The sequence below is a fragment of the Brevibacterium salitolerans genome (genome assembly GCF_039531405.1).
Lineage (GTDB): Bacteria > Actinomycetota > Actinomycetes > Actinomycetales > Brevibacteriaceae > Brevibacterium > Brevibacterium salitolerans.
This window is the reverse complement of sequence record NZ_BAAAPZ010000002.1, coordinates 72,185-97,011: the sequence shown is the minus strand read 5'-3', so window position 1 is coordinate 97,011 and position 24,827 is coordinate 72,185. Positions and strand designations below refer to the sequence as shown.

Genomic DNA, 24,827 nt, shown 5'->3' with positions numbered 1-24,827 from the left:
GCGCCAGCCGCCTCAGGCGTGGTGGAGGTCCGCCAGCGCCTCGGCGGGGAAGGCCGTCTCCGTGTCGCCCAGCAGCAGTGCCCGGTAGCTCGCCGCAGCGGCCTCCTCGAGGTTCAGCGCACGCCGGTGGGCCATCTCGATGCTCTCCCCCAGCGCGGCGCAGCCGTGATGGCTGAGGATGAGGCAGTTGTGCTGAGCGGCGACGGCCGCCGCCTCCTCCGCCAGCGCGTCAGAGCCGTTGGGGTGATAGGCCACCGTCCCGACGGAGCGCACGTACGCCGCATGGTCGAGGGTCATCATCCGCACCTCGTGCCCCAGGGCATCGAGCAGCACCGCATACTGCGGATGCACGTGGACCACCGCGTTCACATCCGGCCGCACGCTGTAGATGCGCTGGTGGAGCTTCCACTCGCTCGAGGGCCGCACCTGGTTCCCGGACGCATCCGGCGAACATGGCGCCGCCGCTGTCTCACCCGCGAGCGTCATCGTGCAGAACTGCTCCGGCCCCAGCTCATCGAGGTGCGACCCGGCAGCCGTGATCACGAACGTCCCTGCATCCCCCGGCAGCCGGGCGGAGAGGTTCCCGCCGCTGGCCAGCGCGAGTCCTCGCGCCACGGCGGAGCGGCCCACCTCGGCCAGAGCAGAGAAGACCTCTGCGGGCGGGGAGGCGAGGCCGAGAACAGGCACCGGATCCGTCACGGGAGCCTCCGCAGCACGCCACGGAGCGTCTCCACCAGCTGCGCGCCGGTGCGCGCCACGTTGTCGGCGACCTCCTGCGCGGTGATCGGCTCGCTGCTGACGCCCGAGGCCATGTTGCCGATGCACGCCATGCCGAGCACGTTCATGCCCAGGTAGCGGGCCACGATGACCTCCGGCACCGTCGACATGCCGACTGCATCCGCCCCGCCGGCACGCATCATGCGGATCTCCGCCGGCGTCTCGAGGGAGGGTCCGCACACCCAGGCGTAGACGCCCTCCTGGACCGGCAGTCCGGCCTCGGCCGCCACCGTACGGGCGAGCTCGCGCAGGTGGGGCGAGTACACGTCGACCATCTCCGGGAAGCGCGGACCCACCGTGGGATCGTTGGGCCCGCGGAGCGGGTTGAGCACGGGGTAGTTGATGTGATCGCTGATGATCATCACCTCACCCGGCGAGTAGCTCTCGTTGATCGCACCGCTGGCGTTCGTCACGAACAGCTCGCTCACGCCCAGCGCACCGAGGACGCGCACGGGGAACGTCACGGCGTCCAGGTCGTGGCCCTCGTAGTAGTGCAGGCGGCCGGACATGAGGACGACCTCCCGCCCCTCCAGCCGGCCGATCACGAGCTCCCCGGAGTGGAGCTCCACGGTGGTGGCGGCCAGGTGCGGGATCTCCGTGTAGGGGATCCGCACCTGGTCCTCGACCATGCCCGCGAGGTGCCCGAGGCCGCTGCCCAGGACGATGCCGATCTCCGGGCGGGCGGCGGTGACGGTGAGGATGTGGTCGCGCGCCTCGGCGACGCGTGCGGAGATGTCCATGGCTGCTTCTTCCTGATCGTGGTGTGCTGCGGGTGTCGATGTGCGCGGAGGACGTGCGGGCGGTCCGGCGGAGAGGCTCAGAAGAACATCCCCACGATGGCGGCGCTGAGCATGGAGGCGAGCATGCCCGCGAACACGCTCTTGAGCGCCAGCCTCGCCACTTCCTTCTTGCGGCCCGGCGCCAGGCTTCCCAGGACCCCGATGAGCGATCCCATCGAGCCGAGGTTGGCGAAGCCGCACAGCGCGAAGCTCACGACGGCGACCGTCTTCGCGGAGAGCGCACCCGCGGCCTCGGAGAGGCTCGTGAAGGCGATGAACTCCGTGAGGATGAACTTCTCGCCGATGAAGGACCCCGCCTGCACGGCCTCCGCCCAGGGGACGCCGAGGGCGAAGGCGAGCGGGCTCAGCACGAACCCGAGGATCTCCTGGAGCGAGGTCTCGACGCCGAACAGGCCGCCCACCGCTGCGATCGCACCGTTGACGACGGCGATCAGCGCCACGAAGGCCAGCAGGATCGCGCCCACCGTGAGTGCGAGGGTGAGGCCGGTGCGGGCGCCGGTCGCGGCGGCGTCGATGAGGTTCGCCTCGCGCTCCTCCTCCGGCTCCACCGCCTGTGCATCCCCGTCGCCGGAGGAGGCGGTTTCCTCCCCCGCAGCGGCCTCGGCCGCATCCTCCCCCGAGGCGCTCTCTGCGGCATCTGCAGCCCCGGTGGTCCCGTCGCTCCGTGCGGCACTCACCAGGACGGCCGCGTCAGAGGTCTCCTCCACCTCCGGGTAGAAGGTCTTGGCGATCACGATGCCTGCGGGCGCCGCCATGAACATCGCCGCGAGGACGTACTCGGCCGGGATGCCCAGGGCGATGTACGCCGCCAGCATGGTGCCCGCGACGGAGGCGAGGCCGCCCACCATGACGGTGAAGAGCTCCGACCTGCTCATCCGTGCGAGGTAGGGCTTGACCGTGAGCGGCGCCTCGGTGTGGCCGACGAAGATGTTGCTCGCGGCGGAGATGGACTCCGCACGGCTCGTGCCCATGATCCGCCGGATGCCGCCGCCGATGTAGCGGGTCACCACCTGCATGATCCCCAGGTGGTAGAGGACGGCGATGAGGGAGGCGAAGAAGATGATCTGCGGCAGGACGTCGAAGGCGACGACGAAGGTGATGCCGGACTCCTCCGTGTAGAGACCGCCGAACACGAAGTCGATCCCCTCGCGGGCGAAGCCCATGAGGGCGCTCACGCCGTTCGAGACGGCCTCCAGCACGGCGGCGCCCCAGCCCGTGCCCATGACGAGGAAGGCGAACACGAACATGAGCCCGAGCCCGGTGAGGATCGGCCGCAGCCGGATGCGCCGCTTGTCTTTCGAGAACAGGAACGCGATGCCGAGCACCACGACGATGCCGAGGAGCCCTCGGAGGACGCTCATCACATCCATGAGCGCTCACCCGCCTTCAGGGTCAGATCGGCGGCCGGCGCGGAGGCGTAGGAGCGGAGGTCCCGCGGGGCGAACCGTCCCCTGTCCGTGGCGATCGCACTGATGAACCGAGGCGGGGTGACGTCGAAGGCCGGGTAGATGCCCACGGCCCTCTCCGAGGCCGTGCGCTGCCCGCTCAGGAACAGGACCTCGTCGCCGTCGCGGTCCTCCAGCGGTACGCTCGCCGCGTCCGGAGCGTGCTCGTCCGGGGCCTGCACGAGGGCCGTGTAAGGGACGTCGAAGGCGTGGGCGGCGAGCGCGAGCTGGAGCGTGCCGATCTTGTTGACGACGTGGCCGTCCATGGTCACGCGGTCCGCGGCCGTGATGAGGGCGGAGATGTCGCCGCGGCTCATGAGGTGCGCCGGCATGCCGTCGGTCACCACGGAGACCTCGACGCCCATCTCCGCGAGCGATTCGGCCGTGAGCCGCGCTCCCTGCAGGTAGGGGCGGGTCTCGGTGCAGATCATGGAGATCCGCTTGCCCGCACGCAGACAGGCGGCGACCGTCTCCGTCACGTAGGACTCTCCCCAGCAGTGGGTGAGCACCGTGTCGCCGTCGCTGAGCAGCGCCGCCGCGTGCTCCCCCAGACGGCGGCTCCGCTGCAGGTACCGGTCGCCCACGGCGCGGGCCGCTTCCTCGACGACCGGGACCAGGGCGTCTCCACTCTCCAGCGGCGCGGCGGCGGCCTCCAGGATGGCCGACACCGCCTCGCGGATGCCGTTGTTCGTCGGGCGGGTCGCTCGCAGCCGGCGCGCGGCCTCGGCGAGCACGGCTTCGCGCGATCCGCCGGCCGCGCCGCCGTCAGCGACGCGGGCCGCGAGCACCATCCCGCCCGCCGCGGCGAACAGCGGTCCGCTGCTCTGCGTCACCATCTCCTCGATGGCGACCGCGACCTCCTCGACGGTGCGGCACGTCACCCAGGTGCGTGAGAACGGGAAGCGGCGGCGGTCCAGGATCCGCACCGCATCGGGATCGACGAGCACGCTGTCGCGGATGAGGCTGGGGGTCGGCACATCTGTGGGCATCGCAGGGGTCCCAATCGGCAGGAGGTCAGACTTCATGACTCAGTTGTCTGACATCTGCACATCAGACCTGGGTATAGTCCTTCAGCATGCGGGTGAATGTCAACAGTGCGGCGTCACCGAGGACGCTGACCTGCGAGGACGGCACGGTGCCACCGCACGGAGAAGAGGAGGGGACACATGGGTGAGAGCTCCCGCCGGGCGTCCCGTTCGCTGCCGGCCAGGATCGCAGAGGAGGTCGAGACGCGGATCTCCTCCGGCCAGTGGCCTCCCGGTTCGCGCCTCCCCTCGGAGCCCGCGCTCGCGGAGGAGTTCGACGTGAGCCGAGCCACCGTGCGCTCGGCGCTGCGCAGCCTCGCGGCGGCCGGGGTCGTGCGCACCAGGCACGGCAACGGCACGTTCGTGTCCGAGCACGGCGGGGCGATCCGTGCGAGCCTGCAGTCCCTGCGCTCCACGAGCGGACTCATCCGTGCACAGGGCCACGAGTTCGAGATCGTCTACGGGACGAGGAGGCTGCGTGCCGCGACCGAGGCCGAGGCCTCGCACCTCCGCCGCTCGTCCCTGCCCGCCGTGCTGGAGTACGAGCGCGCATTCGTGGGCGGCACCTCCGCACTCGCCTATGAGTCCGGGGTGCTCGCCGCTGATCTGCTGCCGGCGGGCACGGATCCGGGAGCGCTCACCGGCTCGATCTTCGAGTTCCTGGAACCGCTGGGGGCGCTGCCCGACCAGTCCGTCACGCACGTGCGCTCCACCTACGACCCCGGCCTCGCGTGGGGCCGAGGCGCGCCCGAGGTCCCGCTGTACCTCACGCTGGAGCAGGTGCAGTTCCTGCCCGACGGCACGGCCGTCAGCTGGTCGACCACGCACTTCGTCCAGGACCACTTCGACTTCACGCTCATCCGCTCCGCCTGAGCCCTCGCCGCGGACGTTCTCTCATCTGCGCAAGCGTTGACTTGTGCCGGCACGGGCCACCGGCATATCCATGACAGATGACTCCGCTCCTCGCCCTGCTGCTCAGCCTGGCGGCCGGTCTGGCCACCGCTGTGGGCGGCCTCGTGTCCGTGCTGGGCGGCGGCACGTCCCGCCGGTTCCTCGCCGGCGCGCTGGGGTTCTCCGCGGGAGTCATGCTCTGCGTCTCCGTCGTGGAACTAGTCCCCGAGGCGGCGGCGGACCTCTCGCACTCCGGCCACAGCCCTGGTTGGGCCGTGTTCGCCCTGATCGTGGGCGCGGCGACGGTTCTGCTCGTCGGCCAGGTGAGTCGGCTCAGGAAGCGACCCGCGGCCTCCGCCACCACTGCGGCGAGCGCGACTGCGGCTGGCGCGACTGCGGCTGGCGCGACTGCGGCGGAGGCCTCGGCCGGCCGGCCTCCAGAGGGTCCGGCACCCGCAGACCAGGAGCAGCGCGCGCTGCTCCTCCGCACGGGGATGCTCACGGCCGTTGCCATCACGGTGCACAACTTCCCGGAGGGCTTCGCCACGTTCCTCGCCGCACTGGGCGACCCCCGCGCCGCCCTCCCCGTCGTGGCGGCGATCGCTCTCCACAACATTCCGGAGGGCATCGCCGTGGCGGTACCCCTCTACCACGCCACCGGCTCCCGGGCACGGGCGTTCCTGCTCAGCGCGGCCTCGGGCCTGGCCGAACCGGCCGGCGCACTGGTCGGATGGCTGCTGCTCGCCCCTCTCCTCACCCCCGCCGTCATGAGCGGGGTCCTCGCCGGGGTCGCCGGCGTGATGATCATGATCTGTGTGAAGGAGCTGATCCCCGCGGCATTCGCACAGAGGCACCCTGCCGTCGCGGTGGTGGGCATGCTCGCCGGAGCCGCGGTCATGCAGATCAGCCTCATGCTGTTGAACTGAGCGACACCCCGTCTCCCGCGCGCGCCCTGCCGCCGCGGGAGACGGTCACCACGACACGCCGTCGTTCGCCGTCTCCAGGAACGAGATGTCCACGGAGGGCCGGTCTCCGAGCGCAAGCTCCGCAGCGAGCTCGCCGATAGCCGGACTCATCTTGAAGCCGTGACCGGAGAAGCCGGACGCCACGATGATGTTCGGCTGCCCGGGTGCCGGAGCGAGCCATTCGTGGCGGCTCGCGGTGTACGACTCGTAGTAGAAGTCCGTGCGGTACGGCTCCGGGTCCACCACCGGAAGATAGCGGCGGACTCTCTCCCGGAAGGCCGCCATCGCTTCCTCCTCGACGACACGGGGGCCGTCCTCCGGCCGTTCGACCCGGGGGTGGAAGCCGAACCCCAGACCCAGCTTGACGCCGTATCCGTCCGATGTGGGGAGCGCATAGCAGTAGGTGGGGTTGGTCCGGATGAGCGGGTGGACGCCTTCGAGTGCGTTCGCCGTCTTCCCCGCGAACCACGCGGACATCAGCTGATGGCTGCGCAGCTGTCCGCTGAGCTGGGGAACCACGTGCTGTGTCCAAGCGCCGGCAGTGACGACGACCCGGTCGAAGGCCTCCGCACCCCGCGCAGAGGTGACTTCCACATGGCTCCCCCGATCCTCGACCGAGGTGACCGGGGTGTGGGTGCGCAGTTCGCAGCCGGCCTGCACGGCCTGTGTCGCAGCCGCCTTGACGGTGAGCTCCGGACGGATCACTCCTCCGCCCCTGTCGAATATGACGGCATCCTCGGCGTCGAAGGCATGTGCGGGAAACCTCCTACGGGCGTCGTGGACATCGAGGACCTCGGCGCCGGGCTCCGCCTCGGCGGCGGCGAGCGCTCGGCGCGTCTCCTCGGCTTCCGCGTGGCCCGCGATGACGGCGCCGGTGATGTCACGGAGCTTCCAGCCCGACTGCGTCTCCAGGCTGAGCCAGAGCTCACTCGCACGCCGTACGAGAGGCGTGTACCGGAGATCCTCGAGTTCGATGTTCCGGTAGAGCCGGGTCTCACCTCCTGCCGCTCCGTACGGGTGCCCGGGCGCGTACTTCTCGAAGGCCACGACGCGATGCCCGCGGCTCGCCAGCCTCCAGGCGGCCTGCGCACCCATCGTCCCCGCGCCGATCACCGCGAACCTGCTGCTCATCTGTGGTCCTCTCCCGCGATCTCGTCAGTGCTCCGCCGTGTCCACGACGTTCCGCAGCCTCTCTCCGCGCCGGAAGCGCTCGAGGTTGCCGAGGAACAGCTCAGTGAACCGGGCGTGGCGCGAGTGCGTGTCACCGGACATGTGCGGACTGATGACCACGTTCCGCCTCTCGAACAGAGGGTGTTCCGGCGGCAGCGGCTCGGGCGATGTCACGTCCAGGATCGCGGCAGACCCCGGACGGGCCTCCATCGCCGCCGCCAGCGCCACGTTGTCCACGGTGTCTCCCCGCCCCACGTTGACGAACGCCGTCTCCTCGGCGAGAGCGGAGAGCAGCTCCTCGCCGAGGAGCCCGCGTGTCGTCTCCGTCGCCGGCAGGACCGCGACCACGACGGAGTACTCACCCAGCGTGCCCCGGAGCTCGTCGACGGTGAGGACCCTGTCGAACTCGCCCGAGGCCGCGCCCACGGTGCGTCGCACTCCGTCGACCCGCGGCACACCCATCGCCCTGAGCTTCTGCGCGATCGCCGTTCCGATGCTTCCCGCGCCGATCACCACGGCGGCCAGTTCGTCATTGCCCTTCAGCGTGCGGTAGTTCGTCCTCCGCTCACGCGTGTCGAGGACGGAGGTGAGCAGACCCTTGGACCAGAGGAGGACAGCCCCCTGGACGAACTCCGCGATCGCCTCGTCCAGCACCCCGCGTGCATTGGTGAGGACGACGTCGGAGGCGCGCAGCGCGGGAGTGACGATGTGATCGACGCCTGCCATGTTGATGTGCACCCATCGGAGCGCCGGCGCATCCTCCAGCAGTGCATCGATCGCGTTCCAGTACCCGGCCCTGACGAATACGACCTCGGTGCCCGGATCGATGCTCCGGGCAGTGTCCGGCCTCAGCGTCTGGACGTGGTGGACGGCGGCGTACCGGTCCAGTTCCGGAGAACGCACCCCATCGGTCCGGTCGATCACACAGATCCTCGGGGACGACTGCGTCATCGGCCCGCCACCTTGTCCGCGACCGCGCCGAAGAGGGAGGTCGCCGGCCCGCCGCGCCGCCTCTCCGCGTCGTCCGCGAGCGAATAGAGCGTCTGGACGGCCCGGGTGCCGATCCAGCGCAGAGGCTCCGGCTCCCAGTTCCGCGGAGCCTTCCGGATCCAGGCGGGGTTCGGCTGCTCAGCTGGTCCACCCGCCAGGAGGCCTGCTGTCGCGCGGCCGGCGACGAATGCGGCGGTGACTCCCTGTCCCGCATATCCCCCTGCTCGCACCGTGCGGCGGTTGTGGTCGACATCGATGAACGGCGACCAGTCCCGCGGCACACCCAGCACACCGCGCCAGGCGTGTTCGAAAGCCATCGGGACGGAGGGGAAGAGCCCTCTCAGGGTCTGCATGAGCTGTTCGGCAGTGGCGCTGTCCAGCTCGCCGTTGTCGTCCGTCCTGGAGTTCCAGAAGTACGGCCGGCCGCGCCCTCCCAGGGCGATCCGGCCGTCGGAGGTGCGCTGGGAGTAGAAGTAGACGTGCTGCGCGCCGGAGACGCATTCGTAGCCGTTCCAGCCGATCTCCTCCCACTGTGCAGGGGTGAGGGGCTGCGTCACGACCATCGAGGAGATCATGGGCAGGATCGAACGCTTGAGCCCCGGCAGCGCGGGTGTGTACCCCTCGACGGCCACCACCACGTTCCGGGCGTGGACATGTCCGCGGGAGGTCCTGCAGTCACCGTCGCGGATGGACTCCACGCGCGTGTTCTCGAGGATCTCCACCCCCGCGTCCTCGCAGAGTTCGGCGAGTGCGTAGACGAGCTTCGCCGGATTGCAGCTGGCTGCGAACGGGCTGAACATCGCGCCGGTGACCCCGGGCGAGCGGAACCGCTCAGCGGCCTCCTCCGCCCCGAGGAGGACCACCTCGTCCGGTGTCAGCCCCCATTCCCTGTCCGCCTCCACATGGCGCCGCAGGCGCTCACGCTCACTCTCGCTCCGCGCGACCTGCATCCACCCGCCGCGGTGAGCGTCGATCTCCTTGCCCTCCGCCGCCATGAGGTCGACGATCTCGCCCACCGCCCGGTGGCACTCGCGCTCCATCGCAAGCAGATCGCCGTGATCCACCGAGCTCGAGAGGAGGTTCCTCCTCACCCCTACCGTCTTCCCGCTGATCCACCCGCCGTTGCGACCCGACGCCCCGAAGCCCACATACTCCTGTTCGAGCACGGCCACTCGCAGGGACGGATCCATCTGTGTGAGCCAGTAGGCCGTCCAGAGGCCGGTGTACCCTGCACCGACGACGGCGATGTCGCAGTGGAGGTCGCCTTCGAGCCGTGGCCGCTGCTTCGCCAGCCCCCGGGTCGAATCGAGCCAGAAGGACCCGTTCCCGGTCTTCACCTTCGCACCTCTGCAATCTCCTCATCGGCATCGCCTGCCGCCGCCTCGTGACCGGGCAGGATCGTCGCGTTCTGCGGTGACCAGCTGAGACGGACGCAGTCACCCACTTCCACGGGTGGCGCATCCCCCGAACTCATGCGCACCACACCGCCGCCCCGGGCGCCATCGGCCAGATCGACGCTGAACTTCACGGAATGGCCCATGTACACGATGTCCTTCACCACTGCGCTCACCGAAGGGACGCCGTCTCCGGACACCGCCTCGGGGGGACCGAGCGCCACGTTCTCCGGTCGGATCATGGCCTCCGCCGGTCCGCTCACGCGCGCCTGCACCGGCCACGACGTCTCTCCCGCTTCGAACTCCGCCCTGCCCTCGACCATCTGCACCGCGCCGCTCACGTGGATGGATTCGCCCAGGAACCGCGAGACGAAGTCGTTGGCAGGGCTGCGGTAGAGCTCCGACGGCGTGCCGATCTGCTGGACCCTCCCCTCGCTGAAGACGACGATCCGATCCGAGAGGGCGAGCGCCTCGTCCTGGTCGTGCGTCACGTAGATCACCGTCGTCCCCAGTTCGCGGTGGATCTTCCGGATCTCACCCTGCAGGCTTTCGCGCAGCGCTCTGTCGAGCGCGCTCAGCGGCTCGTCCATGAGGAGCAGCGGCGGATCGTAGGCGATGGCCCTCGCGAGAGCCACTCTCTGCCGCTGCCCCCCGGAGAGCTGCGCCGGCATGCGCTCCCGAAACCCTGAGAGCGAGACCGTCTCCAGTGCGCGGCTGACGGCCTCCGCCCTCTCCGGCTTGCTGAAGCCGTGCTGCTTCAACGGGTACTCGACGTTCTTCTCCACGGACATGTGCGGGAACAGCGCGTATCCCTGGAACACCATGCCGATGTTCCTGCGATGGATCGGTATGGAGGTGACGTCGACCCCGTCGATGCTGATCGTCCCGCTCGACGGATCGTCGAACCCGGCGATCATGTTGAGCGTCGTCGTCTTCCCGGAACCGCTGGGGCCCAGGAGGGAGACGAACTCGCCGGCCCGCACCTCGAGCGAGACGTCCTGCGCCGCGGTCACGGGACCGTAGTGCTTGCTGATCGAGTCGAGGCTGAGGGACGCGCCCTTGCTTGATGACGTCATTTCTGATTCCTCCTGAGCCGCTGCGAGATGATTCCGCCGACTGCGGCAGCGGTGGTGGTGAGCATGATGAGAGTCGCCGCGGCGGCGAGGGTGGGGTCCACCTCGCGCTGCATGCCCGAGTACATGCGGACCGGGAGCGTCTGCAGGTAGGGGCTCGAGATGAACATCGAGACGATCACTTCGTCGAAGGAGGTGATGAAGGCGAAGAATGCGCCCGAGAGGATGCCGGGGAGCAGTGCGGGGATGGTGACGGTCAGGAACGCCCGCGTCTTGTTCGCGCCGCAGATCCAGGCCGCCTGCTCCAGCTGCCGGTCGAAGGAGGCGAGCACGGACCCCACCGTGACGACGACGTAGGGAAGCGCGAGGACGGTGTGCGCGATGAGGAAGCCGGGCAGTGTGCCGACGAGCCCCAGGCGCAGGAACAGCCCGTAGAGCCCCACGCCGAAGATCACGGCGGGGATCACCATGGGAGCGATCAGCAGGTTCTTGCCCAGGTTCTCCCTGATTCCGGGAACCTTCGCGAGCCCGTATGCCGCCAGCGTCCCCAGCACCGTCGCCAGCACGGCCACGAGGATCGCGATCTGCACGGAGTTGAGCAGACCTCCCACCCATTGGCTGTCGGTGAAGAAGTTCGCGTACCACTGCAGCGAGAAGCCCTTGGGCGGGAACGAGAGCGATCTCTGGTCGTTGAAGCTGAGCGGGATCACCACGAGGGTCGGCGCGACGAGCCACACGCCGATGAAGAAGCAGACCACCCACAGGGTGATGCGGCTTCCGCTGCGCCGCGCCTTCCGCGGGCGAACCTGCCTGCTGGACGCTGCAGTGCTCCGGGGGCTGCTCACAGTCCTGCACCTCCGATCCTTCCGATCCTGACGCCGCAGGCCTTCGCGATGAGGAAGAAGAGGAGGAAGACCACTCCCACCAGCGCGAGCAGGGCAACGGCCAGCGCACCCCCGCGACCCCATTCGAGGAGTTCCATGACCTGCGAGAACAGCGCGTTGGGAACAAGCTGCTCACGGGGCGAACCCAGCAGGGCCGGCGTGACGTAGAACCCGAGGGACAGGATGAATACGATGAGCGAGCCCGCGAACACCCCGGGGAGAGACAGCGGAAGGTAGACATTCACGAAGGCCTTCCACCTGGGCGCTCCCATCACCTGAGCAGCCAGCGGAAGGCGCATGTCGATCCCGACCATCGTGGAGAACATCGGCAGCACCATGAACGGCATGAGGACCTGGCACATGCCGATGAGCACTGCGGTGTTGGTGCCGAGGATGCTCACGGCCGGGAGGCCGATGCCTTCCAGAATGCTGTTGAGCAGACCGTTGCGCTGCAGGATGATGATCCATGCGAATGCGCGCACCATCATGGAGGTCCAGAACGGCAGCAGGACGACGACCATCAGCAGGCCGCGGAGGCTGCTGGAGGTGGTGGCCATGAGGTAGGCGTACGGATAGGCCAGGATCGCGGTGATCAGGGTCGCGGCCAATGCGGTGTAGATCGTGCGAAGCAGGATCGCCCGCGTGGATTCGCTCTGCACGAGCCATTCGTAGTTCTCGAGCAGAGAGTCCGCGTCCGTGAAGCTTCTGGCGATGATGACGGCCACCGGGACGAAGAACGCGACGGCGATCAGGGCGAGAGCCGGCCACGCCAGCACCTGCGACTTCGATTCCTCCGTCTTCATGCCCACCCCCTTTGCAGTCTCACGAGCAGTGGAATGCTCAGTTGCTGGTCCAGTCGCCCCATACCTCGCTCAGCTCATCCAGGTTCTCGCCCCAGTAGTCGCCGTTCTGGGGGATCGTCTGGTCGAGGATCTCCGGCTGTGAGACGTCGAACTCCTTCGCGCTCTCGGAGAACTGAGGTTTCGCGTCCACATTCACCGGCGAATAGCTGGTGAGCTCGGCCATCTTCGCCTGCTGCTCGGCGCCCAGCGCATAGTTGATGTATGCATACGCCGCCAGCCGGTTCGGTGCTCCCTTGGGGATGGAGAACGTGTCGCTGGCGAGGAATCCCTGCTTCCACACGGGCTGGAAATTGGCTCCGTTCTCATTGGCCTCGAAGATCCTGCCGCTCCACCCGAAGATCATGTCGACCTCCCCGGACTGCACCTGCTGCGTCTGTTCCGCACCGGTCTGCCAGAAGACCGCATCGTCCTTGATCTCGTCGTATTTCGACATCGCCCGGTCCGTGTCCAGCGGATAGAGGGAGTCCGGTTCGACGCCGTCGGCGAGCAGCGCAGCCTCGTAGGTCCCGGCGGTGGGAGTCGGCCTGCCGTCCAGGCCACGCTTTCCCGGGAACGCCTCGGTGTCGAAGAAGTCGGCCCAGGATTCGGGCGGATTGTCTCCGTACTTGTCCGCGTTGTAGAAGAGGCCGTAGACGTATGCCTGGGAGGGGAGGTAACAGTCTCCCTGCACCGATCCCTCCGGCAGCTTGCTGGTGTCGATGAGGCTGAGGTCGAGCTCCTCGAAGAGAGTGCCGCAGTTGGCTCCGTTCATCGTCGGGCTCGCATTCACGACATCCCACGAGACGTTGCCGGATTCGACCTGAGCCTTCACCTTCGCCACGTCCGTCGGACCGTCCGAGAGAACCTCCGCACCGCTGACCTCGGAGAAGGGAGCGGAGAAGGCCTCGTCCTGCCCGCTCTGGTACTCCCCGCCCCAGGAGACGAAGGTCATCGTGGTCGCTTCCAGGACCCCCTCGGCCACTTCTCCCGCCACCGGATCCGCGAAGTCCTCCTCGCTGAGCGAAGAGTCGACGCTGCCGCCGCCCTGCATACAGCCTGCGAGTACGAGGGGCGCTGCCATGCACGCAGCGACGCATGCCCTGATCTTCATGATCCGTTCCTCTTCACTTGATGATTCTTGATGATGAGAAGTGCGCTGCACCGGTCGGGCCCAGCGTTGTACACGGTGTTCACGTGCTCGGAGGAGAAGTCGATGCTGTCTCCGGGGCGCAGGACGTGGACGCTTCCCTCGAGTTCGACGCCCAGATACCCCGACTGGCAGAACCAGAGCTCGGTCCGATCCCACGCGAGCGCCTCGCGGACTCCGGTGCTCGACTCCGGAGGGAACTCGAAGAGACAGACGTCGACGTCGACCATCTCCTCTCTGGTCACCACCCACTTGTCCACGCCGTTGTAGTCGAGGAACCGGTAGCTGTCCTTGCGCACGGTCCTGCCCAGCGGGGCCGGCGGCGCGAAGAGCTGTCCGACTGTGGTGCCCAGCGCCTGGCAGATCCGATTGAGCGTGCTGAAGGTGACATCGCTGCTGGATCGCTCCAGCTGCGAGATGAACGAGGTGCTGACGTTCGCATCCCGTGCGAGCTCAGCCTGGGTCAGCCCCGCACGCTTCCGCAGCTTCTTCACCGCCTCCGCCAGCTCGGTGTCCACACTGGAAGGCGACGACAGTGGAACTTCACCTGCTGCGTCTGTCACTTCCACGCCTCTTACCCTTGCCATGCAGCTGCCCTTCAGTCCTGTGGTGTACATCACCATAGAACTGCGTGATGTGATTCACAAGAGCGTCACTGGAATCAACTGAAGTGTTACTGCGAGTTAACACATCCGGTTCCGCACGAGGCCCGGACAGGAAACCTGGGCAGGCGGTCCGAGTGCCCCGGTGTGCGATACCGTGACCCAGCACCGGCCCGCACCGGAGGCAGAGAGGCCGCGGGCAGAAACGAGGAACTCATGCGCCTTCCCGCGACAGCACCCCGCCGATGACCCGCCGTGCGGGCTCACCTCCGGAGGCCGAGGACCTTGCCTCCGTCCTCCGGGCAGCCGGGTGCGTGTTCGCCGAGGAGGAGGCCGCGATCCTGCTCCAGGCGGCACGAAGCCCGGAACACCTCGCGCGGATGACAGCGCAGAGGACAGAGGGCGCGCCGCTCGAGCACGTCGTGGGTGAGGTCGAATTCGCCGGCCTGCGGCTGTCCGTGGGACCCGGCGCCTTCGTCCCGCGTCAGCGCACGCGGCTGCTCGCGGAGGCCGCAGTCGCTGCGCTCACATCCTCCGGTGCAGCCGGGCTCGTGTGCGTGGAGGCGTACTGCGGCGTGGCACCTGTGGCCGCCTACGTACGCGCGCGCCTCCCCCGTGTCCGGGTCCACGCGATCGACGACGACCCCGTTCCCCTCGCCCATGCCCGCAGGAACCTCGGGGACGGCGGGCAGGTTCCGGCAGACGAAGAAGCGGCACGCCGGGCGGACGTGCATCGCGGCACCGTGCTCACAGGGCTGCCGCGCGAGCTCCACGGCCGTGTGGACGTGATCGCGGCGGTGCCGCCCTATGTGCCGGATGCCGAGGCGCCCCTGCTCCCCCGCGAGGCCCGTGAGGGCGAGCCCTCCGCCGCCCTGCTGGGCGGACGTGACGGCCTCGGTCCGATGCGCGTCCTCACCCGCGCAGCTCCGTCATGGCTGGCACCGCGCGGACGACTGCTGGTCGAGATGCACACGCCGCAGGCGGCGACGGCGGCACGGTGGGCGGAGCGGCACGGCTGGTCGGCCTCGACGCTCGACGGCGACGACGGGCAGACCTCCGTGCTGTCCCTGACGCGGGTGCCGCGCCTCGGTCCGGCCTCGGGCACGCCTCGTCCCCTCACTGCGAGGGAGTGATCCGCTCCAGATACTCCTCGATCTCACGCGCCACCGCCCGGCCCGCCCGGTTCGCCCCGATCGTCGAGGCGCTGGGCCCGTATCCCGGCAGCTGCAGACCGTGGTTGGCCGCGACCCGGGTGGCCCGCCGTCCGTCCATGACGATGCCGCCCTCCGGGGTGCGCAGATCCAGCGGGGCCAGATGGTCCAGCCTGTGGAGGAAGCCCGTGGCCCAGAGGAGGACGTCGATCCCGAGGCGCCCGGAGGCAGGCACACGCCCCCAGTCGTATGCGACCGTCTCCGCTCCGCGAGGGTCCTGTCTCCCCACATGGGCAGCATCCGCGATCCCGGTCCACACCACTTCGTTCTGCCCCACCCGGTCGAACATGGGCATGCATGCGGGAAGCGTGCACAGCGTCGCCGCAGCCGCGGTTCCACGCGGCAGGCCCGTGTTGGAGACGACGGAACCCGGCGGCAGACCCTTCCGCACGCGCTCCTCCACCCGCGCGATCACCGCCTGCCCGTACTCGGGAGTGAACTCCTCCTCACGGATGTCAGGACGGCTGCGGGCGGCCCAGTACACCTCGGCGACGGACGCGAGCTCCTCGATGTGCTGAATCGCGGAGATCCCACCGCCGATCACCAACACCCGCGCTCCGCGGAAGTCCTCCGCCCGGGTGTAGTCGTGGGAGTGGAGGACCCTGCCGTGGAAGCCCTCCAGCCCCGGCACGTACGGACGCCGAGGCCGGTCCCAGGTGCCGGTGGCGCTCACCACTGCCTGCGCACGGACAGTGGCGGGTGCGGCCCCTCCCGGCGCGGTGAGCGTCGCGAGGAAATCCGTTCCGGGCCCGCCCGGCTGCGTGACGCGCTCCACCGTCACCGGCCTGTGCACCCGCAGCCCGTACCGGCGCTCGTAGCGGCCGTAGTAACGAGGAACGGTCAGCGCCGCCGGAACAGCCGCGTCCACGTCCAGAGCCTCGCGCAGCCCCCAGCCCGGCAGGTCGCTCACCCTGTTCGTCGTCTCCAGGGTCAGGCTCGGCCAGCGGTGCTGCCACGCACCGCCCGGCCCGGGGTTCTCGTCGATGAGCAGCAGCCTGTCCTCCGTGTCGAAGCCCCGCCTGCGCAGGTGATGCGCTGCGGAAAGACCCGCCTGCCCCATCCCGATCACGAGCACCTGCGTACGGTCCGGGAGCTCGGCGGTCACGGCTCGCGCCTCATCGTCCACTGTCCGTCCTCTCGCCGCTGCTCTCCGGTGCCGCCCACGCACTGCCGGCACGCAGCCGCCGCGCTGCCCGCGCATCCCGTGAAATCCGAAGCGACAGTATCACCGCCCGGAACCCTGCGCCGTGAGTCTCTTCACGGACTGCGCACCATCCGGCCGGTCACACATTCGGTACTCCAATCGAAGCGTAAGGTCACCTGCCATGAAGAGATTCCTTCCCCTCGCACTGTGCGCGGTCTTCGCGCTCTCCGCATGCGACTCCTCGACGGTCGACACCGCGGAATCCGACCGCGTCGCCGCTGCCGGCACCACCGCATCCGCCTCGCCCGCTGCCGCCGAGGCGGATGCGGCGGACAGAGATCCCTCCGACGCGGAGCCGGACAGCGCCCTGCGCATGCTCTACACACTCGACGTCAAGGGCCGAGCGCCCAAGACCGGGTACGACCGCGACGGTTTCGGCTGGCGCGACGACGTCGATCACAACGGCTGCGACACCCGCAACGACGTGCTCCGCCGCGACCTCACGGACATCACCCTGGCCGACGACGGCTGCGTGGTGCTGGGCGGAGCGCTGACGTCCGCCTACAGCGGTGACACCTTCGACTTCATCCGCGGCGACGGCAACAACGTCGACATCGATCACGTCGTGGCCCTGTCCAACGCCTGGCAGACGGGAGCTCAGCAGCTCAGCGACGCCGAACGCCGGGAGCTGGCGAACGATCCGCTCAATCTGCTCGCCGTGGAGTCCTCCCTCAACAGGCAGAAGGGCGATGCGGACGCAGCGACGTGGCTCCCGCCCGAACGCGGCTACCGCTGCGAGTACGTCTCCCGCCAGATCCGGGTGAAGCACGAGTACGACCTCTGGGTCACGCGTCCGGAGTTCGAGACCATGGAGGAGCTCCTCCTCGGCTGCGAGGAGCCCGCGTTCGACGATGACTCCGAGTGGCCGGACCGCTACGAGGGGGACGTGGACGACACCGACACCTCCCGTACGGGATCGGGTGCATCAGGATCGAGTTCGTCCGGGTCCGGCTCCACAGGCTCCGGCTCTTCCAGCTCAGGCCCTTCCAGCCCAGGCTCATCCGGCTCCGGCGGTTCGCACACCGGCGGAGCCGGCAGTGCACCTGACTCCGGCGGCGGAGCCTCCGGCGCCGCGTCCGGGCCGTTCGAGAACTGCGATGCGGCTCGCGCGGCGGGAGCCGCGCCCGTCCACGCCGGAGATCCCGGCTACGGCAGGCACCTGGACCGTGACGGCGACGGTGTCGGCTGCGAGTGAGCTCCGCTGACAGGTGAGGCGAGGAGGACGGCTGAGGTTCAGTCGTCCTCCTCGTCCATCGCGAGGAGGTCCTCACCGGAGAGACCGTCCTCGAAGGGATCCTCCCCACCGGCAGGGGCTTCGTCGGGGACCCGCCCTCCGCCGTCGTCCGGCCCTCCCGCATCCCATCCGGGCTCATCCTGTCCGTCATCGAACTCCTCGTCGTCCGGCTCCTCGTCCGGCGCGAAGAGATCCTCCTCGTCCGGGAACTCCCCGTCTTCTGCCTGCAGGGCGTCCCGTCCCATCGCCTGCCGGAGTTCAGCAGCCTCGGACATCAGCGCATGGACCGCCGTGAGCAGACGTGCATCATCGGCCTCCGCATTCGCGGCGAGGGCGTCCAGGACCGCCCGCCGCACCGCTTCCTTGGCGAACGAACCGGTGGTGCCGGCAGAGGCCTCGGCTGCGGCTGCGATGCCGGCGGGCGTGACCGGAAGCTCCCGCGCGTAGCGGGCGAAGAGCCGTTCGCGGAGCGCACGGGCGGGCAGCGGCACCTCGACCGCAAGGTCGATCCGACCGGGCCGCAGTGCGAGCGCCTCCTCCAGCACGTCGACCCGATTGGTGGTGAGGAGGAACGCGATGTCCGCGTCCTCGTCGAGCCCGTCGAGGATGTCTAGCACGTCGAAGAGGACGGACCGCTCACCCTCGCTGAAGTCACGGTCGGCGGCGATGAGATCTGCGTCCTCGAGCACGATGATCGCCCGCCCCAGGGACTTCGCAGTCGCCGCCGCCTGCCGGATCCGCGAGAGTGCCTCGCCCTGGAGCAGGATCGCCGTGGTGTCCGGAGACTGCGAGAGGAGGTACCGGACGGTGTGCGTCTTCCCCGTTCCCGGCGGGCCGTAGAGGAGCACTCCGCGGGAGAGATGCTGCCCCACCGCACGGAGCTCCGCGGCGTTGGCGCTCATCCCCAGCACGGCGGCCTCCACCCTTTCGCGGGCGCCCTCCGGCAGGATCAGGTCCTCTGCGCGGACACGCGGACGAGCGTGGAACTCGATGCCCACGGAGTCGGAATCGAACCCGCCGTCCACGAAGCTCACCACCTGGCCGCGGAGCACCGAGTTCTCCCGCACATGGGCGTCGACATCGGCAAGCACCGACCGGGCCATGCGCTCGTCCGGGCACAGCACCTCCACGACGATCGCACCGCCGTCGCCTCCGCCCATGTGCGGGTGGCTCCGCGTGGCGAAGACGACCACGGGGGTGCCGTCCACCTCGAACAGGCGCAGGGCGTTCGTGGCGACGTGCCTCACCGTGCCGGGGCCGACCGGCACCGCGGTGCGCTCCACCGCACCCAGCTCGTAGCTGCCGTACTGGTTGGTCAGCAGATCGCTGAGCCCCGAGGCCTCGTCCGAGGGGAGAACGCCGCGCAGGTCCTGGAGCACGGCGAGGGAGTCCAGTGCGGCGTCCACGTCCGCCCACCGCCAGTCGGGGAACTCCTGCCGCACGGGATCCAGCGACCGCGGACTCACCCCCAGGTGCTCACCGAGCACCGCCGGGAAGCGCTCCCTCCCCTCCTCGCCGGCGAGGAGTGCCGTCGTCTCGAGGAACTGCTGGAAGGCGGCTGCGAAGCGCCGCGGATCGATGTCCGCGGGCTGGGACGCAGAGGCATCGGCATGGGCCGGAACACCGGACGGAGATTCGCTCATGCGCCCAGCCTATGCGGAGGCATGGACCTCACCGCCACGGCGATCCGGGAGCGAGGACGGCGAGCGCACCGGGAAGAACGCGGACGGTCGCCGCGCTCGCCCAGCCTGCGTCCTCACCGTCGACGTGCACGGGCACGGGATGCTCCGCCCTCACCTCCGCCGCCGAGGCCGACTCCCGATGCAGAAGTCCGGAACCTCCGTACCCGCCCCGGAATCCCGCGGCGAACACCTGCGGCCACCGCCACGGCACCGCCTCCCCGCGCACCGCGAGCAGGGCAAGGCCGCCCGTTCCAGGACCACCGTGGGGAAAGACGGTGATGCGCCCGGGCACCGCACGGATTCCGCCGAGCTCCACCGACCAGGCGGAGAGATGCGTCGACCGGGGCGCGGCCTCGGGCAGGTTCCCGGGCATGCGGATATCGAAATGCACAGGCGGGCGCAGCAGGACCCGCGCGGCGCCGACCGCGTATCCTCCTGCCCCCAGCAGTCGCTTCGCGAGGGCAGGGGTGCGCAGGAGGGCCTGCGCGCTGCCGCCCATCCCCGCATCGACGAGGAAGGGGATCTCCGGCGTGCGCCCGCCGTCCGGGCGAACGAACCGGATCAGCCCGAGGTCGCAGTCACGCGCAGCAGCGAGGACGCGCCGGGCACCGTCACTCCCCGTCACGCTCCCCGGCCCTGCCGCACCGGACTGTCTGTCCGCACTCGCTCGCCGCGCAGCGCCGTGCCCCTCACCCGCCGCGCGCAGGAACTCCTCGAGCAGTGCGCCGGCGTGGGCCGCGGAGCGGATGCCCACGTTGAGCGCGTACAGATCCGCGGTGCCGGTGGGGACGGGGAGCAGCGGGATGCACACGCCTTCGCGTGAGAGCGCTCCTGCGACCTCTCGCACGGTACCGTCGCCGCCCACTGCGGCCACGAGGTCGGGCCGGGGTTCCTCCGCACCGGCGAGCAGACCGCGGCCGGCGGGGCGCGCAGGGCTGGTCAGGTGTACGCGCACCGTCGCCGCATGATCCCTGCACAGTGCCACGAGGGCGCGGGCGACCCTGCGACCGCGCCGGTGGATCGGGTTGACGACGAGGGCGACCCGCACGGCCGCAGTACCGGAACGCGCGGTCACGGGGTCAGAGCAGGGACGCGGCCAGCTCACGGCCTCGGGCGGAGGCGCGGTCCAGCGCGTCCGCGAAGAGCGCGGAGGCGCGTTCCCGGTCCAGCGCGGGGATGACCTCGGCAAGCGTCCGGTCCACCGTGATCGCCTCCACGTCCATTCCCAAGGCACTGCCCAGAAGGGCCCGCAGAGCGGGGACCGCATGGTCCAGCAGCTCTTCCTGGCCCGGCTGGTCGTAGGCCGCGCCCCGGGTGGAGAGGAGGACCACGGGCCGGCCCGCCAGGGGTCCGGCCGAGGCCGGGGTGCCGGCGGTGCGTCCGGGAACGTGGAGATAGTCCGTCCATGCGCGCAGCGTCGAGGGCACGGAGTAGTTGTACAGCGGAGCGCCGATCACGAAGGCGTCCGCGGCGAGCGCCTCCTCGATGAGCTCGTCCTGCAGGGCACGTCCGGGGCTGTCCTCAGGCACTCCCTCGCGGTGCGGGAAGTGCAGTCCGGGATGGGGCAGATGCGGGATCTGCTCCGCGTGCAGGTCGCGGGTGACGACCTCTCCCCCGGCCTCAGCCCAGCTGTGGGCGAACGCCGCGGTGAGCCGGCGGGAGAACGATGCCTCGCCGGAGATGCTGCTGTCGATGCGCAGAAGAGTGGCCATTCACCCACCCTAGCGGTCGGCCCCGTACGCAGGACGGGGCCGACCGCTGTCACCGCACATCCGGGTGGGGAACCCCGATGCCGTGGAGGCCGTGAGCAGCGCAGGCGCCGCCCTGCACAGTCCGGATCAGACCCTGCGGCGGCGAGCGAGCACCACTGCCCCGGCACCCAGCCCGGCCAGGAGGACGCCGAGGCCGGCCAGACCTGCGATCTCCGTGCCGGTGCGCGGGAGGCGCGGACCTGCCTCCTCGTCACCGGAACCGTCGCTGTCGTCCCCACCGGGCTGACCGTTCGGCTCCTCGCTCGGGCCGTCTCCGGGATCGCCGGTCGGCTCGCCGCTGGGCCGGTCGCCGGGGTCGTCGCTCGGTTCCTCGCCGGGGCCGTCCGTCGGCTGCCCGGTGGGCTCCTCGGTCGGCTCCTCGGAGGGACCGCCGTCGCCGCGATCCAGCGTCTCCGAGGTCAGCACCCAGTTCTCCCGGAAGAAGCCGGACGGATCGATGACCTGGTTCTCCACCGTCCAGTCGATGAGCGCCTCGCGGATCTCCACCTGCTCGTTGTAGACCTCTTCGAGGTCTGCGACCGGGTAGCCGCTGCCGCCGGACTGACGATAGTTGTTGATGGCGAGGACGAACTCGTCGTCCTCCCCCACCTCGGAGCCATCGGCCATGCGGATGTTCTCGATCCGCTCGCCCACGGGCCGGGAGATGTTGATGTCGTAGTCCACGCCGGTGAGAGCGTCATAGGTGTAGTCGGGGCGGTCGCGACCGTCCCCCTCGTCGTAGGCGTTGGACACCTCGGCCGGATCGAAGTCCGCGCCCTCCTCGACCTGCTCGTAGAAGCTCGCCGCACGTTCGAGGTATGCCTTGAGCTGCGCACCGTCCAGCTTCACACCGGCGAGGGTGTTGTCATAGATGTAGAGGCCGCCCACGTCCGCGACGCTCACATCGCCGGCGTTGAAGACGGCGTCGCGGCTGAAGGGAGAAGTCTGCGCGAGCACGGGCAGGTCCTCGTACTCCGTGCCCGCGAGCCCGGCCTCGGCGGTCTCCGTCATCACCATCCCCACGAAGTCCAGGATGGCGGTGTCCTCGTAGCGGGAGGTGGCACCGCTCATGGTCTCCGTGGCCGTGCCCACCTTCTGGTTGACGTAGTCCACGGTGGCCTGGTGATGGGAGGAGATCGCGGAGACCATCTCCGGGCTCTCCTCCACGTCACCCTGGAGGTAGTGCGGGGTGACGCTGGGCGCCGTGTCCTCCCAGTCCACCTCGAAGCCCTCGCCGGACTCCTCCGGCACCAGGCTGAGCTCCACCTCGTTGAGCGAACGCCCCCAGTAGTAGGGCTGGGTGATGAGGGCCCGGGTGCCGTCCGTCTGTGTGACGACCTCCTCCGGCTCGTCCAGGTGCGAGTGGCCGGCGACCACCACGTCGATCTCCGGCACCTGCTCCGCGAGGGTGCGGGAGAGGTTCTCCTGGAGCTGGTCCGGGTCCCAGGTCTGGGACTGCGGGTCCTTGCCGCTGTGCGAGAGGGCGATGACCACGTCCGCGCCCTGCTCCTTGAGCTGCGGGGCGTACGTCTTGGCCGTCTCCACGATGTCCGCGAACTCGATCTTCCCGTCCAGGTGCTTCTTGTCCCAGACCCGCGAGCCCGGCGTGGTCAGTCCCACGACGCCCACCTGCACCGTCTCCCCGTCGATCTCGCGCTCGATCATGGTGGTGGGAGGGTTGTGTGGCTCGCCGGAGGCGACGTCCACCGCGTTGGCAGCCAGCACCGGGAAGTCCACCTGCGAGGCGTACAGATCGAGCATGTCCAGCCCGTAGTTGTACTCGTGGTTGCCCACCACCTGCGCGTCGTAGTCCATGACGGAGTTGGCCACGGCCATGGGGTGCTGCTCCCCCGTCTCCGTCACCGGCTGTGTTGCGGAGTAGTAGGAGGTCAGCGGGCTTCCCTGGATGGAGTCGCCGTTGTCGAAGAGGAGGACGGAGTCCTCGCCCTTCTCGCTGCGGACCTCGTCGATGACGGTCCTGGCCCGCGCCAGGCCCAGTTCCTCACCTGCCGGGTAGGGCCCGTTGGTGAAGTAGTCCCAGTTGAGGACGTGTCCGTGCACGTCCGTGGTGGCGAGGACGGAGAGGGAGAGGGGTGCAGCCGCCTCCGGGGCGGGCATGGCCGCGGCCGAGGTGGCGGGCAGTCCCACGAGGACGGCGGCCGCCAGCGCGGCGGGCATTCGCAGATGTGACATACAGGTCACTGTAAGCCAACGCACAGACACGGCGGAATCCTCCCGATGGACCCGGTGCGGACGGGAGGTGAACTGCGGCGGACCCTCCCAGTCACCAAGGACTATGCGGCCTTCCTCGGAGAGGTGGTGGTGCACGCCCAGGACATCGCCCGCCCGCTGTCCGAAGGCCGCTGTCAGCATCAGCTCGACGCCGATCACCAGTCCCGGCCAGGCAACCTCCCCCTGCTAGCATCACCGGCCATGAGCGGAATCAGCCGCCGGTCGGCGATCTCAGGCGGCGTGAGCGGGCTGCTGCTTCTCGCCGCAGGCTGCGCACCGCGCAGTGACATCGACGCGGTGACTGCGGCACTGCAGACCGCGGTGGAAGGAACCCCCGCGTACGTCAAAGGGAAGGTCTTCTTCCAGGACGGGTTTTCGCCCGGCACCTTCATGGGCGGCACCCTCATCGTGGACGCAGCGGACCGACAGCAGGCGGCTGACGTTCTGACGACGATCCTCGAGGCGGTAATCCGCACGTATCTGGACCAGCCGAACGTGCGCAATGCCTCGGTCGACATCGGAGTGCGGACGCAGATCGATGACCAGATCTACGTCCGGGCCCATGAGGTCATACCGCCTGCCGACAGAGCCACTGTTGACACTGACGATCTGATAGCCCACTTCGGCCTCGGCTGAGGCCCGCCCGATCAGCCGACCGTCGTGCCCTCGTAACCACCGGTCTTCACGTCATATCGCAGGACGTTGATCCGCCCGGTGGACTCGACCGCGCCGTCGATGTACCAATGCGACTCGCCGTCATGGAAGACCCCGTGGGAGCCGTCCGGATGGAGCAGGTGGGTGCGCACGTGCCCTGCGACGACCGTCTTGAGGAATGGGCCGGTCGTGGCCGGGAACTTCTCCGTCAGCACGTAGTCCGGCGTCGCCGCGCGCCACAGCTTCCCTGCCTCTTCGTCGACGCCGGCGTGCACGAAGATCTGGGTGGGCGTCTCATGGACGCGCGGCAGACTTCGCAGCCATTCGATCAGCCCAGCGTGCTTGGTGCGAACAGCGTCCTTGAAGCCGCGATTCATCGCCGGCCCGTCGAGCGTGGAGGCGTCGCTGCCGGGGTCGTCGTGCCCGAGGGCCTGTGCGAGCTCCCTCGGGTCGAGGAAGCTCTTGACGGTGACGAGGTCCGTGTCGGCCATGAGCCAGGTGAGATCTTCGTCGTCGCCGTCGAGCCAGTCCAGCATCCAGTCGTCGTGGTTGCCGAGCAGCGCGATCACGCGATCCGGGAAGCGCCGCTGCAGCGTCCTGACCGTCTCGAGCACCTCCCGGCTGGCGGGCCCGCGGTCGATGTAGTCGCCGAGCAGGATCAGCTGCGCCGCAGGATCGCCGTCGAGGTCCACGAGGTCGATGGCAGCGCGGAGCGGCTCCAGGCGGCCGTGGATGTCGGAGACGGCGTAGATGCGTTCGACCGCAGTGCGGTCCTCGGTGTCATCTGTGATGTGCTGTGGTCCTTCGCTTCCGCATGGAGTGTCTCCAGCTCTCACTTCCAGCCCAGTGCCCTC

General features: G+C 69.4%; 23 protein-coding genes. 5 read left to right on the top strand and 18 right to left on the bottom strand.

The window, feature by feature from the left end; all coding sequences use genetic code 11:
- Positions 1-12: 12 nt before the first annotated feature.
- The 4 genes from ABD240_RS01390 to ABD240_RS01375 form a co-directional block, all read right to left on the bottom strand.
- Positions 13-699, bottom strand: coding sequence for a class II aldolase/adducin family protein (locus ABD240_RS01390; protein ID WP_344334551.1), 687 nt, complete (start codon positions 697-699; stop codon positions 13-15).
- The gene (locus ABD240_RS01385; RefSeq protein ID WP_344334549.1) at positions 696-1,517 is read right to left on the bottom strand and encodes a purine-nucleoside phosphorylase; all 822 of its coding nucleotides are present in this window, start codon (positions 1,515-1,517) and stop codon (positions 696-698) included. Before ABD240_RS01385 ends, ABD240_RS01390 begins: the two co-directional genes overlap by 4 nt.
- A 77-nt stretch (positions 1,518-1,594) precedes the next feature.
- Positions 1,595-2,938: a NupC/NupG family nucleoside CNT transporter gene (locus ABD240_RS01380; protein WP_344334548.1), complete on the bottom strand. Its 1,344-nt coding sequence runs from the start codon at positions 2,936-2,938 to the stop codon at positions 1,595-1,597.
- Entirely contained in the window at positions 2,938-4,047 is a 1,110-nt protein-coding gene (locus ABD240_RS01375; protein WP_344334547.1) for a s-methyl-5-thioribose-1-phosphate isomerase, read from the bottom strand. The genes ABD240_RS01380 and ABD240_RS01375 overlap by 1 nt, the downstream gene beginning before the upstream one ends.
- Before the next feature lie 141 nt (positions 4,048-4,188).
- Between ABD240_RS01375 and ABD240_RS01370 the strand changes: the two genes are divergently transcribed.
- Both ABD240_RS01370 and zupT read left to right on the top strand, forming a co-directional pair.
- Positions 4,189-4,920 carry a GntR family transcriptional regulator gene (locus ABD240_RS01370; protein WP_291792072.1) on the top strand — a complete coding sequence of 244 codons (732 nt, stop codon included), beginning with the start codon at positions 4,189-4,191 and terminating at the stop codon, positions 4,918-4,920.
- Between the two features lie 77 nt (positions 4,921-4,997).
- On the top strand, positions 4,998-5,864 hold the full coding sequence (gene zupT, locus ABD240_RS01365) for a zinc transporter ZupT (protein WP_344334543.1): 867 nt from the start codon (positions 4,998-5,000) through the stop codon (positions 5,862-5,864).
- A gap of 45 nt (positions 5,865-5,909) precedes the next feature.
- Here the strand turns inward: zupT and solA are convergent, their stop codons facing one another.
- Genes solA through ABD240_RS01325 form a run of 8 tightly spaced genes read right to left on the bottom strand, consistent with a single transcriptional unit; the run spans position 5,910 to position 14,026 of the window.
- Complete coding sequence (gene solA / locus ABD240_RS01360; protein ID WP_344334541.1) at positions 5,910-7,034, bottom strand: N-methyl-L-tryptophan oxidase; 1,125 nt, start codon at positions 7,032-7,034, stop codon at positions 5,910-5,912.
- A gap of 24 nt (positions 7,035-7,058) precedes the next feature.
- A complete protein-coding gene (locus ABD240_RS01355; protein ID WP_344334539.1) occupies positions 7,059-8,024 on the bottom strand; it encodes an NAD(P)-dependent oxidoreductase in 966 nt (321 codons plus the stop codon).
- The gene (locus ABD240_RS01350; protein WP_344334537.1) at positions 8,021-9,400 is read right to left on the bottom strand and encodes an NAD(P)/FAD-dependent oxidoreductase; all 1,380 of its coding nucleotides are present in this window, start codon (positions 9,398-9,400) and stop codon (positions 8,021-8,023) included. The genes ABD240_RS01355 and ABD240_RS01350 overlap by 4 nt, the downstream gene beginning before the upstream one ends.
- Complete coding sequence (locus tag ABD240_RS01345) at positions 9,397-10,533, bottom strand: ABC transporter ATP-binding protein (protein WP_344334536.1); 1,137 nt, start codon at positions 10,531-10,533, stop codon at positions 9,397-9,399. The genes ABD240_RS01350 and ABD240_RS01345 overlap by 4 nt, the downstream gene beginning before the upstream one ends.
- Positions 10,530-11,375 (bottom strand): ABC transporter permease, encoded by an 846-nt coding sequence (locus ABD240_RS01340; protein WP_344334534.1) that lies wholly within the window; start codon positions 11,373-11,375, stop codon positions 10,530-10,532. Before ABD240_RS01340 ends, ABD240_RS01345 begins: the two co-directional genes overlap by 4 nt.
- Positions 11,372-12,217, bottom strand: a complete 846-nt coding sequence (locus tag ABD240_RS01335) for an ABC transporter permease (protein WP_344334532.1) — start codon at positions 12,215-12,217, stop codon at positions 11,372-11,374. Before ABD240_RS01335 ends, ABD240_RS01340 begins: the two co-directional genes overlap by 4 nt.
- Before the next feature lie 37 nt (positions 12,218-12,254).
- Positions 12,255-13,367 carry an ABC transporter substrate-binding protein gene (locus tag ABD240_RS01330; RefSeq protein WP_344334530.1) on the bottom strand — a complete coding sequence of 371 codons (1,113 nt, stop codon included), beginning with the start codon at positions 13,365-13,367 and terminating at the stop codon, positions 12,255-12,257.
- Positions 13,364-14,026: a helix-turn-helix domain-containing protein gene (locus tag ABD240_RS01325; RefSeq protein ID WP_344334528.1), complete on the bottom strand. Its 663-nt coding sequence runs from the start codon at positions 14,024-14,026 to the stop codon at positions 13,364-13,366. Before ABD240_RS01325 ends, ABD240_RS01330 begins: the two co-directional genes overlap by 4 nt.
- Positions 14,027-14,250: 224 nt before the next feature.
- Between ABD240_RS01325 and ABD240_RS01320 the strand changes: the two genes are divergently transcribed.
- Positions 14,251-15,138, top strand: coding sequence for a N5-glutamine methyltransferase family protein (locus ABD240_RS01320; RefSeq protein ID WP_344334526.1), 888 nt, complete (start codon positions 14,251-14,253; stop codon positions 15,136-15,138).
- Here the strand turns inward: ABD240_RS01320 and ABD240_RS01315 are convergent.
- The gene (locus tag ABD240_RS01315) at positions 15,122-16,321 is read right to left on the bottom strand and encodes an NAD(P)-binding domain-containing protein (RefSeq protein WP_344334524.1); all 1,200 of its coding nucleotides are present in this window, start codon (positions 16,319-16,321) and stop codon (positions 15,122-15,124) included. The genes ABD240_RS01320 and ABD240_RS01315 overlap by 17 nt on opposite strands.
- A gap of 220 nt (positions 16,322-16,541) precedes the next feature.
- Here ABD240_RS01315 and ABD240_RS01310 point away from each other — a divergent pair, with 220 nt between their 5' ends.
- Positions 16,542-17,615 carry a GmrSD restriction endonuclease domain-containing protein gene (locus tag ABD240_RS01310; RefSeq protein ID WP_344334523.1) on the top strand — a complete coding sequence of 358 codons (1,074 nt, stop codon included), beginning with the start codon at positions 16,542-16,544 and terminating at the stop codon, positions 17,613-17,615.
- A gap of 38 nt (positions 17,616-17,653) precedes the next feature.
- Here ABD240_RS01310 and ABD240_RS01305 read toward each other — a convergent pair whose 3' ends face one another.
- The 4 genes from ABD240_RS01305 to ABD240_RS01290 form a co-directional block, all read right to left on the bottom strand.
- Positions 17,654-19,297 carry an AAA family ATPase gene (locus tag ABD240_RS01305; protein WP_344334522.1) on the bottom strand — a complete coding sequence of 548 codons (1,644 nt, stop codon included), beginning with the start codon at positions 19,295-19,297 and terminating at the stop codon, positions 17,654-17,656.
- A 28-nt stretch (positions 19,298-19,325) separates the two neighbouring features.
- Positions 19,326-20,411, bottom strand: coding sequence for a diacylglycerol/lipid kinase family protein (locus ABD240_RS01300; RefSeq protein ID WP_344334520.1), 1,086 nt, complete (start codon positions 20,409-20,411; stop codon positions 19,326-19,328).
- Positions 20,412-20,415: 4 nt separating this feature from the next.
- A complete protein-coding gene (locus ABD240_RS01295) occupies positions 20,416-21,048 on the bottom strand; it encodes an FMN-dependent NADH-azoreductase (protein ID WP_291795204.1) in 633 nt (210 codons plus the stop codon).
- A gap of 126 nt (positions 21,049-21,174) precedes the next feature.
- Entirely contained in the window at positions 21,175-23,280 is a 2,106-nt protein-coding gene (locus ABD240_RS01290; RefSeq protein ID WP_344334518.1) for a 5'-nucleotidase C-terminal domain-containing protein, read from the bottom strand.
- Positions 23,281-23,325: 45 nt separating this feature from the next.
- On the opposite strand from ABD240_RS01290, the gene ABD240_RS01285 reads away from it, so the two are divergent.
- Positions 23,326-23,955, top strand: a complete 630-nt coding sequence (locus ABD240_RS01285) for a hypothetical protein (RefSeq protein WP_344334516.1) — start codon at positions 23,326-23,328, stop codon at positions 23,953-23,955.
- Between the two features lie 11 nt (positions 23,956-23,966).
- On the opposite strand, the gene ABD240_RS01280 is transcribed toward ABD240_RS01285, so the two are convergent.
- The gene (locus ABD240_RS01280) at positions 23,967-24,809 is read right to left on the bottom strand and encodes a metallophosphoesterase (protein ID WP_291792622.1); all 843 of its coding nucleotides are present in this window, start codon (positions 24,807-24,809) and stop codon (positions 23,967-23,969) included.
- Positions 24,810-24,827 lie beyond the last annotated feature (18 nt).

Coding starts and splice junctions, on each gene's coding strand:
- ABD240_RS01370 (WP_291792072.1), top strand. CDS start 4,189: ATGGGTGAGAGCTCCCGCCGGGCGTCCCGTTCGCTGCCGGCCAGGATC.
- ABD240_RS01330 (WP_344334530.1), bottom strand. CDS start 13,367: ATGAAGATCAGGGCATGCGTCGCTGCGTGCATGGCAGCGCCCCTCGTA.
- ABD240_RS01355 (WP_344334539.1), bottom strand. CDS start 8,024: ATGACGCAGTCGTCCCCGAGGATCTGTGTGATCGACCGGACCGATGGG.
- ABD240_RS01325 (WP_344334528.1), bottom strand. CDS start 14,026: ATGGTGATGTACACCACAGGACTGAAGGGCAGCTGCATGGCAAGGGTA.
- ABD240_RS01295 (WP_291795204.1), bottom strand. CDS start 21,048: ATGGCCACTCTTCTGCGCATCGACAGCAGCATCTCCGGCGAGGCATCG.
- ABD240_RS01305 (WP_344334522.1), bottom strand. CDS start 19,297: ATGAGCGAATCTCCGTCCGGTGTTCCGGCCCATGCCGATGCCTCTGCG.
- ABD240_RS01290 (WP_344334518.1), bottom strand. CDS start 23,280: ATGTCACATCTGCGAATGCCCGCCGCGCTGGCGGCCGCCGTCCTCGTG.
- ABD240_RS01335 (WP_344334532.1), bottom strand. CDS start 12,217: ATGAAGACGGAGGAATCGAAGTCGCAGGTGCTGGCGTGGCCGGCTCTC.
- solA (WP_344334541.1), bottom strand. CDS start 7,034: ATGAGCAGCAGGTTCGCGGTGATCGGCGCGGGGACGATGGGTGCGCAG.
- ABD240_RS01380 (WP_344334548.1), bottom strand. CDS start 2,938: ATGAGCGTCCTCCGAGGGCTCCTCGGCATCGTCGTGGTGCTCGGCATC.
- ABD240_RS01310 (WP_344334523.1), top strand. CDS start 16,542: ATGAAGAGATTCCTTCCCCTCGCACTGTGCGCGGTCTTCGCGCTCTCC.
- ABD240_RS01320 (WP_344334526.1), top strand. CDS start 14,251: ATGACCCGCCGTGCGGGCTCACCTCCGGAGGCCGAGGACCTTGCCTCC.
- ABD240_RS01285 (WP_344334516.1), top strand. CDS start 23,326: ATGGACCCGGTGCGGACGGGAGGTGAACTGCGGCGGACCCTCCCAGTC.
- zupT (WP_344334543.1), top strand. CDS start 4,998: ATGACTCCGCTCCTCGCCCTGCTGCTCAGCCTGGCGGCCGGTCTGGCC.
- ABD240_RS01345 (WP_344334536.1), bottom strand. CDS start 10,533: ATGACGTCATCAAGCAAGGGCGCGTCCCTCAGCCTCGACTCGATCAGC.
- ABD240_RS01385 (WP_344334549.1), bottom strand. CDS start 1,517: ATGGACATCTCCGCACGCGTCGCCGAGGCGCGCGACCACATCCTCACC.
- ABD240_RS01375 (WP_344334547.1), bottom strand. CDS start 4,047: ATGAAGTCTGACCTCCTGCCGATTGGGACCCCTGCGATGCCCACAGAT.